Source organism: Leptolyngbya sp. FACHB-1624 (genome assembly GCF_047649235.1).
Lineage (GTDB): Bacteria > Cyanobacteriota > Cyanobacteriia > Leptolyngbyales > Leptolyngbyaceae > Leptolyngbya > Leptolyngbya boryana.
Window position 1 is genome coordinate 3,828,294 of sequence record NZ_CP180258.1, and the last position, 15,171, is coordinate 3,843,464.

A 15,171-nucleotide genomic window follows, 5' to 3' on the forward strand; every position below is an offset into this window, starting at 1 on the left:
TTGCTGTTTCAGGGGTAGCATAAGCGTAGCAATGCCTGCAACTGGTATTGATGTTGATTTTTTTTAATTTCATGGACGACGTCCATTTAGGCAACACAACACGCATTTCCTAGCCTGGTTACCCTCTGAGGTCTTCCAGCGCGCGGAAGATTATGGAGGGAAAGTTAGATGCTGACTCAAGACAGTCGAGCAACGCTCGATCGTATCTCGGATCTCAATCGCTTAAAGTTAGAGCTAAACGAACTGCCTGCGATCGATGTAGGCGACTATATTTCTGACCTGGCTCCTGAACAACGAGCCATTACATTTCGCTTATTAAATAAAACTCAGGCAACGGATGTCTTCGAGTATTTGCCACCGGACGTGCGCGAATCGCTGATTGGTTCGCTGCACAATATCCAGGTTTGTCAAATTGTCGAATCGATGCGTCCTGACGATCGCGCAGAATTATTTGATGAATTGCCTGCGGGGATTGTCAAACGGCTTGTTCAACAACTGAGTCCAGAAGAACGGCAAGCGACGGCAACAATTTTGGGGTACGCCGAGGGGACAGCAGGTCGGGTGATGACGACCGAGTATGTCCGCTTGCGAGAAGGACTGACGGTGGGCGAGGCGTTGAGTAAGATTCGACTCGCTGACCGAGATAAGGAAACGATTTACTACGCTTACGTCACGGATAATAACCGCAAGCTGAAGCAGGTGGTTTCGCTGCGACAATTATTATTTTCGATCCCGGATGCCAGAATCGAAGACATTGGCAGCGATCGTGTGATCAAAGCCCGGACTGAAATGCAGCAAGAAGAAGTAGCGCAGTTGATGAAACGCTATGACTTGCTAGCAGTTCCAGTGGTCGATCGCGAAGATCGTCTAGTTGGAATTATCACGGTCGATGATGTCGTCGATATTCTCGAACAAGAAGCGACTGAGGATATTCAAAAACTTGGGGGTGGCGGTGGTGATGAGTCTTCGCTGTCGCTGCCGATCGACAAAATTCGCAATCGGTTGCCTTGGTTGTTGGGGATTATGGCGCTTTATATTGGAGCGTCGAGTGCGATCGCGCCGTTTCAAACGACGATCGCGGCTGTTCCAGTTTTGGCGGTAATTATGCCGTTGTTCTCGAATACGGGTGGAACGGTTGGAATTCAGGCGTTGACGGTGACGATTCGATCGCTCGGCGTTGGAGAAGTATCTTCAAAAGATACGATGAAAATTCTGCGAAAAGAATTGATTGCAGGAGTTGGAACGGCACTGGCATTGGGATTGACGATGTTATTGCTGTCGTTGATTTGGACAAAGCCGGAGGAACGGTGGGTTGGATTTGTAGCGGGCTTTGTGATGGCATCAAATAGCATTGTTGCTGTGACGTTGGGAACGCTGCTACCGATGGGCTTGAAGCGATTGAACCTTGATCCAGCGTTGGTGAGTGGCCCATTGGTGACGACATTGCTCGATACGATCGGCTTTATTACCTTCCTGACTCTGATTACATTCAGTTTGAATGTGTTGAAGCTTGGAGTTTAAAGGCTTTGAGAGGGTGTTTTAAAAGTCGGAGTCGGTCAAATTTTATGCCAATCTCCTAACCATGATCCGAATCATTGCTAAGTAAATCCAAGTCTCTGAAGTTTCTGGAAGTAACTCATAATCCCGAACTAAGCGACGACAGTGCATCAGCCAGCCCAGAGTTCGTTCCACCACCCATCGCTTTTTGAGCAGGACAAAGCCTTTGGTTTGTTCCGGGCGTAAGACCACTTGGACAATCCAACGACAGATGGTGACCACCCAGTGCATAAAGGGAAAGCCATCGAAGCCGCCATCCACCCAAATCGTGTGTAGACGAGACACGGCTTTCCCGCGTTGTCGCACCCGCTGGAGAACAGTTTTGCCGCCGGCGCGTTCTGGGGTGCTGGCAGCAGTGACAAAGACCCGTAAGATCAATCCCAGCGTATCGACCGTGATGAATCGCTTGCGCCCTTTGATCACCTTACCTGCATCAAATCCGATTGCTGCATGCACTCCTGCCGCACTTTTCACGCTTTGGCTATCGACAATTGCTTCAGATGGGCTCGGAGAGCGCCCGACTTCGATGCGGATGCAGCGATAGAGACGGTCGTGAATGCTCAACCAGGTTCCATCCTTACGCCAATTACGAAAGTAAGTGTAGACCGTTTGCCAAGCTGGAAAATCTCCAGGTAACGCTCGCCACCGCACTCCTTCGACTAAAACATAAAAAATTGCATTGAGAATGTCCCATAAGTCTACTTCTCGCGGTCGTCCCCCTGGTTTTGCATCAGGTAGCAGGTCGCTCAACAATTCATATTGGGCAGGAGTGAGGTTACTGGGATACGATTTACTCATGTAGCTCTCTCGGTGCTGTGCTTTTACGTATTTACAGCTTATGACCGGAGAGCTTTTTTACAGCCTCAATTGTCTTTTAAAACATCCTCTGAAAGCATTCAAGCAGTTGTTCTCGTGAAAATAAAAACTTCCCATGCGACGATCCGTTCTCTTTCAAGAAATTTTGAATGCAATTCATTCATCTGTACATGCCAGCTAAAAATCAACGCTTCCGTCTAAAGCAAATCATCGTTTTGCAAAAAACAGTGTTGCACATTTGGGCAAATTAATTTGTTCAAAAAAATCGGATGCTCTTCATGATGACGTATCATTAGGACGCTTTTTGATTGTCGAGTGTCAGTCATGTCTTGGAATCGTCGCCACGTTTTATCGCTTGCCGATTTTTCGGTTGAAGAATATAACACTGTTTTGCAGACTGCAAGTAGTTTTCGAGAAGTGTTGACTCGTCGTACTAAAAAGGTTCCGACGCTGCAAGGTCAAGTTGTGGCAAATTTGTTTTTTGAACCTTCGACTCGAACTCGCAGTAGTTTTGAACTTGCAGCGAAACGTTTGTCAGCTGATACATTGAACTTTGCTGCGAGTACTTCTTCGATCACTAAAGGAGAAACCATTCTCGATACAGCTAAAACATATTTAGCAATGGGAACGGACATGATGGTGATTCGGCATAAAGAAGCCGGAGTGCCCCAAGCGATCGCTGACGAAATGGATCGCCTGAATGTCAAAGTCGGAGTACTCAACGCAGGCGATGGGCAACATGAACATCCTTCTCAAGCCTTGCTCGATCTGTTTACGATTTGTTCATTGATGGATGTCGAAAAACCACGATCGACGTTACTCGAAGGTAAAAAAGTTGCGATCGTGGGCGATATCTTGCATTCGCGGGTGGCTCGATCCAACATTTGGAGCTTGACTGCTAGTGGAGCAGAAGTTCACTTAGCTGCGCCCCCGACATTGCTGCCAAAAGAGTTCGCGGATTTTGTTAAAACAAGCAATCCAGAAATTTCTCGAAAATTGTTCATTCATTGGACATTAGAGCCTGCGCTAATTGATGCAGATTTTGTCATGACATTGCGCTTGCAAAAAGAACGAATGACCAGCCATCTGTTGCCGAGTTTGCGTGAGTATCATCAACAATTCGGGATCACGCGCGATCGCTTAAAGCTGTGTAATCCAGACGTGAGAGTGCTGCATCCCGGCCCGGTGAATCGAGGCGTTGAGATCAGTTCGGATTTGATGGATGATCCGGTGCTGAGTTTGATTTCGCAGCAAGTGACAAGTGGGGTCGCGGTGCGGATGGCATTGTTGTATTTGATGGGAGGAGGCAAAGTTGGATAGAGAAGTGGGGAGTAGAGAGTCGTTGATCGCCTTATCTCCCCACTCCCTATCTCCCCACTCCCCACTTCGTCCCCAAATCCCTATACACTAAGAACTGTAAAGTTGAGCGATCGCTAAATTTCATGAGTTCTACCGACTACGACGTAATTGTGATTGGGTCTGGCATTGGCGGATTAGTCACCGCTTCCCAACTCGCGGCAAAAGGAGCAAATGTTTTAGTCTTAGAACGGTATTTGATTCCTGGTGGGAGTGCTGGCTATTTCGATCGCGACAGTGGCTATCGCTTTGATGTCGGTGCATCAATGATTTTTGGATTTGGCGATAAAGGCACAACCAATTTACTGACTCGGGCATTGGATGGGGTCGGAATGTCGATCGAAACAATTCCTGATCCGGTACAAGTTCACTATCATTTGCCCGATGGGTTAGATCTCAAAGTTCACAAAGACTATGAGAAGTTTCTCCAAGAATTGATCGCTTACTTTCCCCATGAAGAGAAAGGCATTCGGCAGTTTTATGATGAATGCTGGAAAGTGTTTAACTGTCTCAATGTGATGGAGCTACTCTCGCTTGAGGAATTGGGATACTTGACGCGAGTGTTTTTCCAGCATCCTTTTGCTTGTTTAGGATTAGTCAAATATTTGCCGCAAAATGCTGGAGATATTGCACGTCGATACATTCACGATCCGCAATTGCTGAAGTTCATCGATGCAGAGTGCTATATCTGGTCAGTTGTGCCCGCCGATCGTACGCCGATGATCAATGCGGGCATGGTGTTTAGCGATCGCCATTACGGCGGAATTAACTATCCCAAAGGTGGCGTTGGACAAATCGCGCAGAAGCTAGTTGAAGGGTTAGAAAAGGCGGGTAGTCAGATTAAATATAAGGCTCGCGTCACAGAAATTTTAATTGAGAACAATCGTGCCGTTGGTGTGAAACTCGCATCGGGTGAAACATTTCGAGCCAAGAGAGTGGTTTCAAATGCAACACGATGGGATACGTTTGACAAATTACTTCCTGCATCGCAAAAGCCCAACTCAGAAACAAAATGGCAACAACGCTATCAACAATCTCCTAGTTTCTTAAGTTTGCATTTAGGAGTCAAAGCTGAAGCATTGCCTGCGGATGTAGAATGTCATCACATTTTGCTGGAAACTTGGGATGAAATGGAAGCCGAACAAGGCACAATCTTTGTTTCGATTCCAACCTTGCTTGATCCGAGCTTAGCGCCTGAAGGACATCATATTGTGCATACCTTTACGCCCAGTTGGATGCAGGAATGGGAGAATCTTTCACCCAGTGAATATAAGGCGAAAAAAGAGGCAGCAGCGAATCGATTAATCGATCGCTTAACTCAAATTTTTCCGAACTTAATTCAGGGCTTAGATTACCAAGAAGTCGGAACCCCAAGAACGCATCGACGATTTTTAGGACGGGAGAATGGCACCTATGGTCCGATTCCTGCACGGAAATTGCCTGGATTGCTTGGAATGCCGTTTAATCGAACCGCGATCGCGAATCTTTACTGTGTAGGAGATAGCACATTTCCGGGACAAGGTTTAAATGCAGTGGCCTTCTCGGGGTTTGCCTGCGCGCATCGAGTTGCTGTTGATTTGGGGCTTTAGCCTTTCCAGACTCGCGATGAGCCGCGATACCGCATTTTTCGACGCGCACCTAAGTTCCGCATCACATGCGGCATATCCACTTGATGACCTAAGATAATCACGGCATCGCCTTCATGCAAGAAAGTAGACTGAGACGGATGCGTCACCGTTGTCCCGTCCGCTCGTCGCAGCGCCACAATAATCATCGTGCCTTTGCCCCGAAGTTCAATATCCCCGATCGTTGCTCCAATTAGTCCAGACGCTGAATCAATCAGCAATTCATCGACTTGAATATCGAGTTGTCCTAGTAACTCATTCAACGTCGCGCGCTCATCGCCTTGGCTGAAGAAATCGAGTGTCGCTGGATGAGTGATCATATGTGCCATACGGAACGCACTAATTGAAGCCGGAAGCACCACTTGATCCGCGCCTGCTAAACGTAATTTCTTTTCAGTTGAAGGCAATTCACCCCGCGACACAATCATTAATTTGGGATTCAGTTCACGGGCTGTCAACGTAATGAAAACGTTTGCCGCATCATCTGGGAGAACGGTTGTTAGAGCTCTTGCTCGATCGATACCCACTTGATACAGCACAGTGTCATCGGTTGCATTGCCGGTGTAGACCAAATACCCTAACGTTTCGGCTTGCTCAATCCGCTCAGCATTGTTATCAATCACCACAAACGGAACGAGCGAGTCTGTCAGTCTTTTTGCCAGAATTTGACCCATACGCCCAAAGCCGCAAATAATCACATGGTCTTTCAAACCTTCGATCGTGCGCGTCATACGTCGTTTTCCTAAAAGCTGGTTGATTTCGCCTTCTGTAATCATCTGCACAAATCCTCCAACCGCATATACGGCTGAAGATGTGCCACTAATGATCACCAAAATGGTAAAGACCTTCAGAGCGGGTGTATTAATCGGTTGCACTTCCCCGAAGCCCACCCCAAACACCGTAATCACAACCATATAGATCGCATCGAGCGGCGACCAGCCCGCTAAAATATAGCCGCCTGTTGCCGCCAAAACTGTGATGAGAAAGAAGATGACTCCCGTGAGAATTCGCCTGAGTGGGGATTGCATGATGACGATTCAACAAGATTGGATGCTTATCTTCGCAGATCGATCGCGCTTTTGAATGTTCGCTATATATCTGCTCGATCGCCTGCCTGGATTTTAAACATTTCCACTGAGGATTGCAGTTCTTCAGCTACACCAACCGTTTGCCGCAATGCATCTGAAACTCGCAGCGAAGAATCAGATGTGCGATTTGACACTTCGGCAACTTCTTGAATCAAGCTCGTGACTGAGCGAGAAGTCATCGCTTGAGCTGCCATCGTTTCCGAAATCGATTTCACGAGCTGATCCATCTGTTGAGAGACTTGAACCACATGCAGCAAGCTCTGCTTCGCATTGCGGGCAGAATGAGCGCTTTCGACGGCTTGAGTTGCACCATGCGTCATCGTGCTTACAACTTCACCCGTTTGCTGCTGGATCGTTTCAATAATGGCAGCAATTTCGCGAGTTGCATTTGCTGATCGAGAGGCTAATTCTGCAATTTCATTTGCCACAATGCTGAATCCTCGTCCGTGTTCGCCAGCGCGAGTTGCTTCAATACTGGCATTAATGGCGAGTAAATCCGTTTGAGTTGCTAAATCATTAATCAGCGATACGACTCGTCCAATGTGTTGAGACGATTCGCCGAGTTGTTTGACTTTGCGCGTCGCATCTTCAACGGTTGCTCTGAGGCTGTAAATGCTGGTCACGGTTGAATCCATGATCGTTTCGCCAGATTCAGCCGCGATCGCAGCTTGTTCGGCAGAGATCGCAGCTTTTTGCGCCCGTTCTGCCACCGCTTGCATGGCTTGCGTCATTTGCTCAACCGAATCTAACGTCCGAATTGTTTCCTGAGCTTGCTGTCTCGCTTGCACGGCAAGCTGTTCGACTTCGCCTTCGTTTTGGCTGAGCAGGTCATTCACTTGTGCAGACGATTGTTTGACTTTGACAACGATCGTGCGGAGATTTTCGACGATCGCATTAAAGAAGTCTGCGACGATACCTAAATCACCAGCATTCGTATTGGCATGCACGGTCAAATCTCCGGCGGAAACGTTTTGCACTTCGCCTAAGAGTTGAATGATTTGCCGCTGTAAGGAATCTTTGCGAGTTTCGGCATCTTGTAGCGCGCGTTGGTGCTCTTGAAGCAGATTTGCTTGATCGAGCGCGTAACCGATTTGTGTCACCAGTTGAGACAGGAAATTGACCTCAGATTGTTGCCACTTGTGCGGGGAATTACACATCTGAGCACACACTAATCCTGTAACTTGCTCATTCTGCTTGAGCGGGACGATCAGTTCAGCTTTTGTATTCAGGGTTGCGGCTTGCTGTCGGTACGTATCGTTGGGTTCTGCAGCTGAGTTCTGAATCACCCAAGGTGACTGGAACTGATATTGCTCAATGCGTTGCAGTCCTAGGGGATCTTGAATGGATTGATGGATGACACTAAAGCTTTCATTGCCGATCGATTCATTCGAGATCAGCGCATCAAGCGTTTCCGGATTTTGGAATTGATACACAATCACGCGATCGAGCTTGAGAAAATTCCGAGTTTCAGTGATTGCCGTTTGCAAAATCTGAGCAGCATTCAACGATCGCCGCATTCGCACCGTAATCTCGCTCAAGGCTCTTGCTTCTCGGGTCTGTTCTTCTTGACGCGAAACTTCCGTTTCGAGCGCACTTTCCGAAGACCGAATGCTATCCGCCATGTGATTAAACGCCATCGCCAGTTTCCCGACTTCATCTTTCGCATAGATTTCGGCTCGGACTGTGCGATCCCCGTCCGCAAATGCTTCTGTCGTTTGCTGAAGGTTCTGAATCGGTTTGACGACCATGCGACGGAACAGAGCCGTCCAAGCCACGATCGTCACGAATGCCAGCGCAAACGCCATGCCTTGTTGCTGCATACTCTCCCAGAGCAATTGATTCAAAGCGCCTTCAGGAGTTCCCCGGACAATCAGCGCAGTGGGTTGATCCGCATTGATGCGAACGGCTCGCTCTGGGGTTTCGATAATTCGATTTGGCAAAGCTTTGACCGCGACGGTATGCATTTGTCCATTAATCTCAAGTCGTTGAGTCACAGTTTCTCCGTTGGCCGCGATCGCGGATTGGAGAATCGCAGGATCAGCCAGTGCGACATCAATTTGAGACTGTTGGGAATCGTCTTTTGTGAGTGAGGTAGCTAAGCTAAAGTTGCCATCTGCGCGGCGTAGATAAATCGCACTATAGCCGCCACCAAATGAATTGAGGGTATTTTCAACGATCGGGAGTTTGCGATTGGCAATGTCTCCAAAAATCAGCACGCCGAGAACGTTCTCGTTGTCCGGATCACGAACAGGCGTGACGACATAGCGAATTAAAGCATCTTGAGGTTTGAATCCGTCTGGAAGCGGTGGAGCTTCTTTGCTAAGTTCGTCTCCACTGACGATTTCGTTGGCTTTGATTTGGTTGCCGTCTTTGAGAACTTGCTGAATCAGGGCGACGAGTTTGGGTGAAGTGATCGTCTCCTTCGATCGCGAATTATTGGCACTGGCAATGATGCGTAAATCCTTGCCGACGAGCGTGGCATATTCCATGCGGCGGGCTTTGACTTCGTTTTGCAAAATCTTTTGCAAGTCCGCAGGTGGAGCTTGATTGTTTTGATGATTTTTAGTCGCTGCGATCACGGCGGAATTGTCAGATTGCCCCCGAGAACCGAATCCCATCTGATTGACTTTGATGTTGTAATTCGTTTCAGTGACCGCGAGTTCGGATTTGGCTTGAGACAGCAGTTGAGTTCTCAAACTGTTGGTGAGCACGAAGGTCGAGCCAATCCCAAATCCCACCATGGGAATGAATTCACACAGCGTTAAGGCGAGGAGTTGTTTGCGCCCGATCGGTAAGTTGTAGAACCAGTTGATCCAAGCAGGACGAGATTTTGGAGATTGAGAACTAGGACGGCGACTGTCTAACATAGGTGCGAGTATTTCGGCAATTGAATATTAAAGGAGATCTGGGTATTTTGAGTGTGTTTTTTGCACTGAGTTTTTCCGTATGGAAAACTTTGAATGCATCAGGATTCGCTGAATTTTATGCTGTAGCATTCGGTGTTGTCTTGCTTGCCATCTATGAAACGCAATCTGATTATTCTGAGTGTCGGATTTTCTCTACTGTGTAATTTCAATACTTCTGCACACGCAGTTCCGGGTAATTCTGTGCAAACCGTGAAAAATTGGGCGAAACAACATTCGCTTTTATCGCCGTTAGGTCGAGGGATTGCTGAGTTAAGTGGGTTGCCCTTCTATACGAGTCAAGCCACGCTATCTAATGGTACGGTTGTGTTTTCGATGAGTCCGGATCGTCAAGATAAAATTTCGCAGAGAGAAACAATCGCATTCGCTACGGCTGAGCCGTTTGCTGGATTTACTCGGCAAAATTTGGATTTGATTCGCCGGATTTATAGCAGTGCGATCGCCAATGATTTTCGAGCCTCGCAATATATCGCGAAGGTTGACTATCATTCAGTAGAAAATCGATATTTTCGCGGCAAGCAGTTTGGATATCGCACGACTGCCTTCAAAGAAGCAAATGACGGGCGAAAGTTTTATCATTTCACGATACTGCCTCTAGAAAGCTTGAATGGTACGATTCAAGGCGATCGCCAATGCCGTCAACAAAGTCAGTTTGGATGTGAATAGTCCATGTTCGATCGCCAATTTGCGCAAGTTCTAGAAACCATGCCTGCGGTACTCGCAACCGTGATTCAAACCCAAGGTTCTGTTCCGCGTGAAGTGGGTGCAAAGATGCTGATTTGTGCAGATGGTCGCATTTTGGGAACGATTGGGGGCGGTGCAGGGGAAGCGAAAGTGATTCAGCAAGCTCACGCCATTCTCGAAACGGGTCGTAAACAATGGGTTGATATCGATCTGACAGGTGCGCTACACCGAGAAACCCAAGGAATTTGCGGCGGCACAATGCGAGTTTGGTTAGAACGCTGGCAAGGTGAGCGATCGCTTTCTCTAGTTCGTCAAATGATGACGATGCTGGAATCGGGACAGGCAGTATCGATCGTGACTCCTTTTGACGATCGCTTTCCTTATTTGTCGCAAGACTGCCCGGAGCAAGCCTTTATCGAAACGCTGCACCCTGCACCAACGCTGCTGATTGTCGGAGCGGGTCACTGCGGTATTCAGTTGGCAAAGGTTGCAGATTTGGTTGGATTTCAGGTAATCGTGCAAGACGATCGAGCAGAGTGGGCAAATGCAGAGTTGTATCCGCAGGCAAGAGTTGCTCATTGTGCGATCGACGAAGTTGTCGATGAACTTGCGAATCACACGGAACTCTATGCAGCTTTAGTAACACGCGGTTATCAGTACGACCTTGCTGCATTAAAAGCTTTATTGAATCGAAAATTGCCTTGCCGCTATTTGGGCATGATCGGCAGCGAGAAGCGAGTGAGAAAGGTTTATCAGACGTTAGAGATTGACGCGGAGAAATTACGATCGATTTACGCACCGATTGGATTAGAGATTGGAGCCTTAACGCCAGAAGAAATTGCAGTGAGTATCTGTGCAGAGTTGATTATGGTGCGACGTGGGGGAACAGGTCGATCGCTGTCAGAAAGATTGAGAACGGCAAACAGCAGCGGCGGCAGATAGCCTTAAACTCAGTATCTGTATCTTTCGTCTGTCCGCCACCGCGAACGATTAACCCTCAGTAAAACCTCACTGCTCAATACGCTCTAATTCTTCACGAACAACTCTACGTAGGGTTTCTTCTAAAGGCTCATGGCTCTGTTGAATGTGCTGGCGTAAAGCTTCGTTAATCATCGTTTGATAATTCCCTCCGCCTGCACTGTGAGCTTGTTCACGAAACCATGTTAAAACCTCGTCATCTAATCGAATGGTGATCCGAGTTTTTCCTGCTGGTGTTGGGTCGATCGCCCCTCGTTTCCCCTGGCTAAAATCGTATTCAGCTTCCATAATTATCCTTCCTCATACTGCTGCCGTTCTTGCCGAGTCGCTCTGCGAGCCGAGATAACCCGGATTTCATCGTCCCGCAAGGTGTAGACAACCACCAAAACTCTTCCAAATGCATCGACACCGATCGTGACAAATCGCTCTTCGTCAAACCGCTCATCTGGAATAGTGATTGCCAGATCATCCGAGAAAACGAATACTGCATCAGCGAAGTCAATACCATGCTTGCGAAGATTGGCTGCTGCCTTGTCTCTATTCCATTGGTAAACCATCTCAATTATAGTATGCACACTTGTACATACTACTAGGGGCTTAGCTCTATTACCTCTGCTGACTTGGGAAATTAAGCATCCCAAGTTGTATTAAATTGATTTTTCAGCACTTGGGATCTTCCCAAACATGCAACTCTATCCAAGAGCCACATTCATTCCAACTTTCTTTTATGCCTCAAGTCTCCCTAGCGACCCTAGTTACCTCCGTTCGGGCTGGAACTCATCTTGCTAGCTTCCCGACCGATACCGTCCCTGCACTCGCTGCCAAACCCGATCGAGCCGATCTCATCTTCACCGCTAAACAACGCAGTCTCGACAAACCGCTGATTCTGATGGCAAGTGAGATCGACGAACTCTGGCAATACGTCAAAGGCAGCGATCGCGAACTTGAAATCTGGAACGAAACTGCCCAAAAATATTTACCCGGAGCCTTAACGCTCGTTTTACCATCGAGCGATCGCGTTCCAGCCATTATGAATCCCACTGATCCCACGACGATCGGCGTAAGGGTTCCAAATCATACGCTGGCGCGACAGATTTTGGCACAAACTGGGGCATTAGCGACAACAAGCGCTAATCGTTCTGGGCAGCCCGCTTTATTGTCAATGGATGCGATCTCAACCGAATTTCCAGACGTGCTCATGTTGCCGATTGAATCAGCAGAACCCTTATCCGGCACACCTTCAACTGTGGTGAAATGGACAGGAGAAGACTGGGCAGTCTTGAGACAAGGGGCAGTCAAACTGTGACGATCGCACAATGATGCGGCTGAGATTCGACTGAACTGCACATGACAAAAGACCGATTGAGGTTCTACCTATTTCTCGATACAGTAGATCCACGCATTCTGCTTATTTCTCAACTCAGACTTGACTTCAGGGCGTTTGATCTCAGGGTTTACTCTCACAGCCTTTCAGCCTGATTGTCTTATGTTAAACGTGTCACCCGCGGATCATGACTCGATCGACGAGACTCCGCTTCATGAAAGTCCCTCTCTGCCGCCGATTCGATCTCTGGAGCGTCTCAGCCTTGATCCGCCTCCTGTCAATCCGTGGCGCTATGTTAAGACGGTCAATCGGCGGCGCTATCGAGCAGAGCCGTTTGATCATGCTGCCCCGATTTCGCCTTTGCGCGATCAAGATCTCGCCATTATGTCAAGTTGGTTCGATCGCATTGACATGAACGAAGTTGAACGGGATATCGACTATCATTTGGCACTGCTCTACCCAGAGCCACCGTGGGAAGATAGCCTCGATCTCAACTTCTTGCAAGACCACCTTTGACACAGAATTTCATAAAGTTTAGTTGAAAAATGCGGCATTCTTTAAAGTCCGATGCGACTATTGAGAGGCTTGCAACCCTTTAAGAAAATGCTGGATTTAAACTTACTATTTGAACTCTCTAGAGCAAATTGTGTCGGGATTTGCGCGGTGCTGGTTCCCACCAATTTGTTGCTCACTGGTTTGACCTTGACGCTGACAGGTCTAGGTCGCCCCACTCGCCAAGTTTTAATTGCTGCTGGTTTTGCATCGCTATTTTCAGGGGTCATGGTGTTGCATGTGCTCACCTGGTTTTTAGTGGGTGTCGTGATGATGCCGACTTATATTTTGTTGAGTCTTGGCAGTCTCTGTCTGATCACGAATTTGGTTGCGGTTTTCCAACGAAAACAGGTTGAAAGCTTCCTGCGATCGCTGGTGAGAATTTGCACTAAAGTAGATCAGCCCGCCAGTATCAAATTCAATGACTGATTTGCCAAACGATCGAATTGATCCGACTGAACTCGACGAAGAATGGATACCGGACAGCGATCCAACCCCTCACGATATTGAGGATCGCCGTCCGGTTCGTCGTCAAGTCGATCCGGATAGTCCGATCATTATGGTCGAGACTGCATTTATGGCGAGTGCTGCCAGTTTGGTCTGGCTAGTAAATACCTATTTCCCAATGGGTCCGATTTTGCAGATCTTTTTCCCCATTCCGATCGCGTTAATTTATCTACGTTGGGGAAGTCGGGCAGCTTGGATGGGATGCGCGATCGCAGCTTTATTACTCTCAGTTTTATTGGCTCCGGTCAGAAGTATTCAATATGTAATGCCCTATGGATTTTTGGGCGTTTTACTGGGTGCGCTGTGGTATCGCCGGGTGACTTGGTATGTCTCGATTCCGCTCGGCACGCTGCTCGGCGTATTGGGATCGTTTTTCCGAATTTGGTTAGTTTCGCTGCTGCTCGGTGATGATCTGTGGCTTTACAGTACGGCTCAGATTACGAACTTTCTCGATTGGATTTTTACGCTGGTAGGCTTGATGGTTCAGCCTTCCTTAGCGTTGGTTCAAGCGTTTGTCTTTGTATCTATTCTGTTAGTCAATACGATATATCTCTCGGTCGTTCATCTCGTAGCATGGTTGTTATTGGATCGCTTAGACTCTCCGATTCCCCGTCCGCCGAACTGGGTACAAGTGCTATTTGACAATGATTGATGCACTCGCGATTTATACAGAAGTCGATCGAGCAAAGGCTTGGATCGCTCGGCATCAGGGGAAAAAGCCTCATTTTGCTTGCATTTTAGGATTTACGGACACGGGATTAATTCCAGGAATTTCTGCTGCGGGTGCAACGCCACACGATCGTCAATTTACTGCGATCGCAGATGCCGAATTTCTGGTGAATGGCATTCAACCGAATCCTGAATTTCCGCTGCCACCTTTACATGTGGGAATTTCTCCCGTTTTTATTTCTCGCGCAGTGATTGAGGCTTTGAAGATTCCGGTGACTGTTTTGAATGCGGGATTACCGCGATCGCCTGCAATTCTAGCCGTAGATTTAGGCGGTGCTCCTGCTCGATGTGTGAGTACTGGAAACGCGATCGATCTGCAAATAGTGCATCACTTATTCAACCAAGGCTTGAAATGGGGCGAAAAGCTAGCACAAAGTGCAGACTATGTAGTTTTAGGAGAATGTGTCGTCGGTGGCACAACGACGGCTCTCGCTGTGCTGACGGGCTTAGGAATCGATGCGATCGGAAAAATCAACAGCAGTCACCCAGTTTGCAATCACACGCAGAAATGGGAACTCGTGCAGCAAGGACTGAGACAATCACACTGTGATTCAGTGGGTGATCCGTTTGCAGTCGTTGCTGCAGTTGGTGATCCGATGCAAATTGTCGTAGCAGGAATGACGATCGCAGCCAGCCGAATCTGTGGCGTATTGCTGGCAGGGGGAACGCAGATGTTAGCCGTTTATGCGTTAGCAGAGGCAATTGTGCAGACTAAAGCGATCGCGTGGAATCCAGAGCAAATTCTCATCGGCACAACGCGCTGGGTTGCAGAAGATCCAACCGGGGATACCGTTGGGCTGGCGAAAACTTTGCAAAATGTCTCTCTAATTGCGACTCGATTAAGCTTTGCAGAGTCGCGATGGAAAGCCCTGCAAATGTATGAACAAGGCTTTGTCAAAGAAGGTGTAGGAGCGGGTGGATGCGCGATCGCAGCAACGGTCTTCCAGAGCTGGGGACAGGCTGAATTATTAGCCGCGATCGAACACCTTATTGAACAGAGAAACCAACAGATTGAATAGAGCCAATCTATT

Annotated in this window: 15 protein-coding genes; 10 read left to right on the plus strand and 5 right to left on the minus strand. The window is 48.0% G+C overall.

The features are described from left to right. Window positions 1-168 precede the first annotated feature (168 nt). Window positions 169-1,521, plus strand: coding sequence for a magnesium transporter (mgtE, locus tag ACMUEV_RS17980; protein WP_190649987.1), 1,353 nt, complete (start codon window positions 169-171; stop codon window positions 1,519-1,521). A 42-nt stretch (window positions 1,522-1,563) separates the two neighbouring features. On the opposite strand, the gene ACMUEV_RS17985 is transcribed toward mgtE, so the two are convergent. Further along, window positions 1,564-2,355, minus strand: a complete 792-nt coding sequence (locus ACMUEV_RS17985) for an IS5 family transposase (protein ID WP_415354614.1) — start codon at window positions 2,353-2,355, stop codon at window positions 1,564-1,566. 342 nt (window positions 2,356-2,697) lie between these two features. Between ACMUEV_RS17985 and ACMUEV_RS17990 the strand changes: the two genes are divergently transcribed. Both ACMUEV_RS17990 and crtH read left to right on the plus strand, forming a co-directional pair. Further along, window positions 2,698-3,693, plus strand: coding sequence for an aspartate carbamoyltransferase catalytic subunit (locus ACMUEV_RS17990; RefSeq protein ID WP_199329673.1), 996 nt, complete (start codon window positions 2,698-2,700; stop codon window positions 3,691-3,693). A gap of 122 nt (window positions 3,694-3,815) precedes the next feature. Then, window positions 3,816-5,318, plus strand: a complete 1,503-nt coding sequence (gene crtH, locus ACMUEV_RS17995) for a carotenoid isomerase (RefSeq protein WP_190652839.1) — start codon at window positions 3,816-3,818, stop codon at window positions 5,316-5,318. Here crtH and ACMUEV_RS18000 read toward each other — a convergent pair. Next, a complete protein-coding gene (locus ACMUEV_RS18000; protein ID WP_017287707.1) occupies window positions 5,315-6,382 on the minus strand; it encodes a potassium channel family protein in 1,068 nt (355 codons plus the stop codon). The genes crtH and ACMUEV_RS18000 overlap by 4 nt on opposite strands. A 62-nt stretch (window positions 6,383-6,444) precedes the next feature. Then, complete coding sequence (locus ACMUEV_RS18005; RefSeq protein ID WP_190652840.1) at window positions 6,445-9,309, minus strand: methyl-accepting chemotaxis protein; 2,865 nt, start codon at window positions 9,307-9,309, stop codon at window positions 6,445-6,447. A gap of 153 nt (window positions 9,310-9,462) precedes the next feature. Between ACMUEV_RS18005 and ACMUEV_RS18010 the strand changes: the two genes are divergently transcribed. Then, window positions 9,463-10,032 (plus strand): hypothetical protein, encoded by a 570-nt coding sequence (locus tag ACMUEV_RS18010; protein WP_144056187.1) that lies wholly within the window; start codon window positions 9,463-9,465, stop codon window positions 10,030-10,032. A gap of 3 nt (window positions 10,033-10,035) precedes the next feature. Next, the gene (locus ACMUEV_RS18015; protein ID WP_190652841.1) at window positions 10,036-10,992 is read left to right on the plus strand and encodes an XdhC family protein; all 957 of its coding nucleotides are present in this window, start codon (window positions 10,036-10,038) and stop codon (window positions 10,990-10,992) included. Between the two features lie 66 nt (window positions 10,993-11,058). Here the strand turns inward: ACMUEV_RS18015 and ACMUEV_RS18020 are convergent, their stop codons facing one another. Then, window positions 11,059-11,316, minus strand: a complete 258-nt coding sequence (locus ACMUEV_RS18020) for a BrnA antitoxin family protein (RefSeq protein ID WP_017287702.1) — start codon at window positions 11,314-11,316, stop codon at window positions 11,059-11,061. 2 nt (window positions 11,317-11,318) lie between these two features. Further along, a complete protein-coding gene (locus ACMUEV_RS18025; RefSeq protein ID WP_190652842.1) occupies window positions 11,319-11,585 on the minus strand; it encodes a BrnT family toxin in 267 nt (88 codons plus the stop codon). Between the two features lie 170 nt (window positions 11,586-11,755). Between ACMUEV_RS18025 and ACMUEV_RS18030 the strand changes: the two genes are divergently transcribed. From ACMUEV_RS18030 to cobT, 5 genes are all read left to right on the plus strand, one after another. Then, a complete protein-coding gene (locus tag ACMUEV_RS18030; RefSeq protein ID WP_190652843.1) occupies window positions 11,756-12,334 on the plus strand; it encodes an L-threonylcarbamoyladenylate synthase in 579 nt (192 codons plus the stop codon). Between the two features lie 180 nt (window positions 12,335-12,514). Continuing rightward, on the plus strand, window positions 12,515-12,868 hold the full coding sequence (locus ACMUEV_RS18035) for a hypothetical protein (RefSeq protein ID WP_017287699.1): 354 nt from the start codon (window positions 12,515-12,517) through the stop codon (window positions 12,866-12,868). A gap of 51 nt (window positions 12,869-12,919) precedes the next feature. Beyond that, window positions 12,920-13,333, plus strand: coding sequence for a hypothetical protein (locus ACMUEV_RS18040; RefSeq protein WP_017287698.1), 414 nt, complete (start codon window positions 12,920-12,922; stop codon window positions 13,331-13,333). Next, a complete protein-coding gene (locus ACMUEV_RS18045; protein ID WP_017287697.1) occupies window positions 13,326-14,063 on the plus strand; it encodes a DUF2232 domain-containing protein in 738 nt (245 codons plus the stop codon). Before ACMUEV_RS18040 ends, ACMUEV_RS18045 begins: the two co-directional genes overlap by 8 nt. Next, complete coding sequence (gene cobT, locus ACMUEV_RS18050) at window positions 14,056-15,159, plus strand: nicotinate mononucleotide-dependent phosphoribosyltransferase CobT (protein WP_190652844.1); 1,104 nt, start codon at window positions 14,056-14,058, stop codon at window positions 15,157-15,159. Before ACMUEV_RS18045 ends, cobT begins: the two co-directional genes overlap by 8 nt. The last annotated feature ends 12 nt before the right edge of the window (window positions 15,160-15,171 follow it).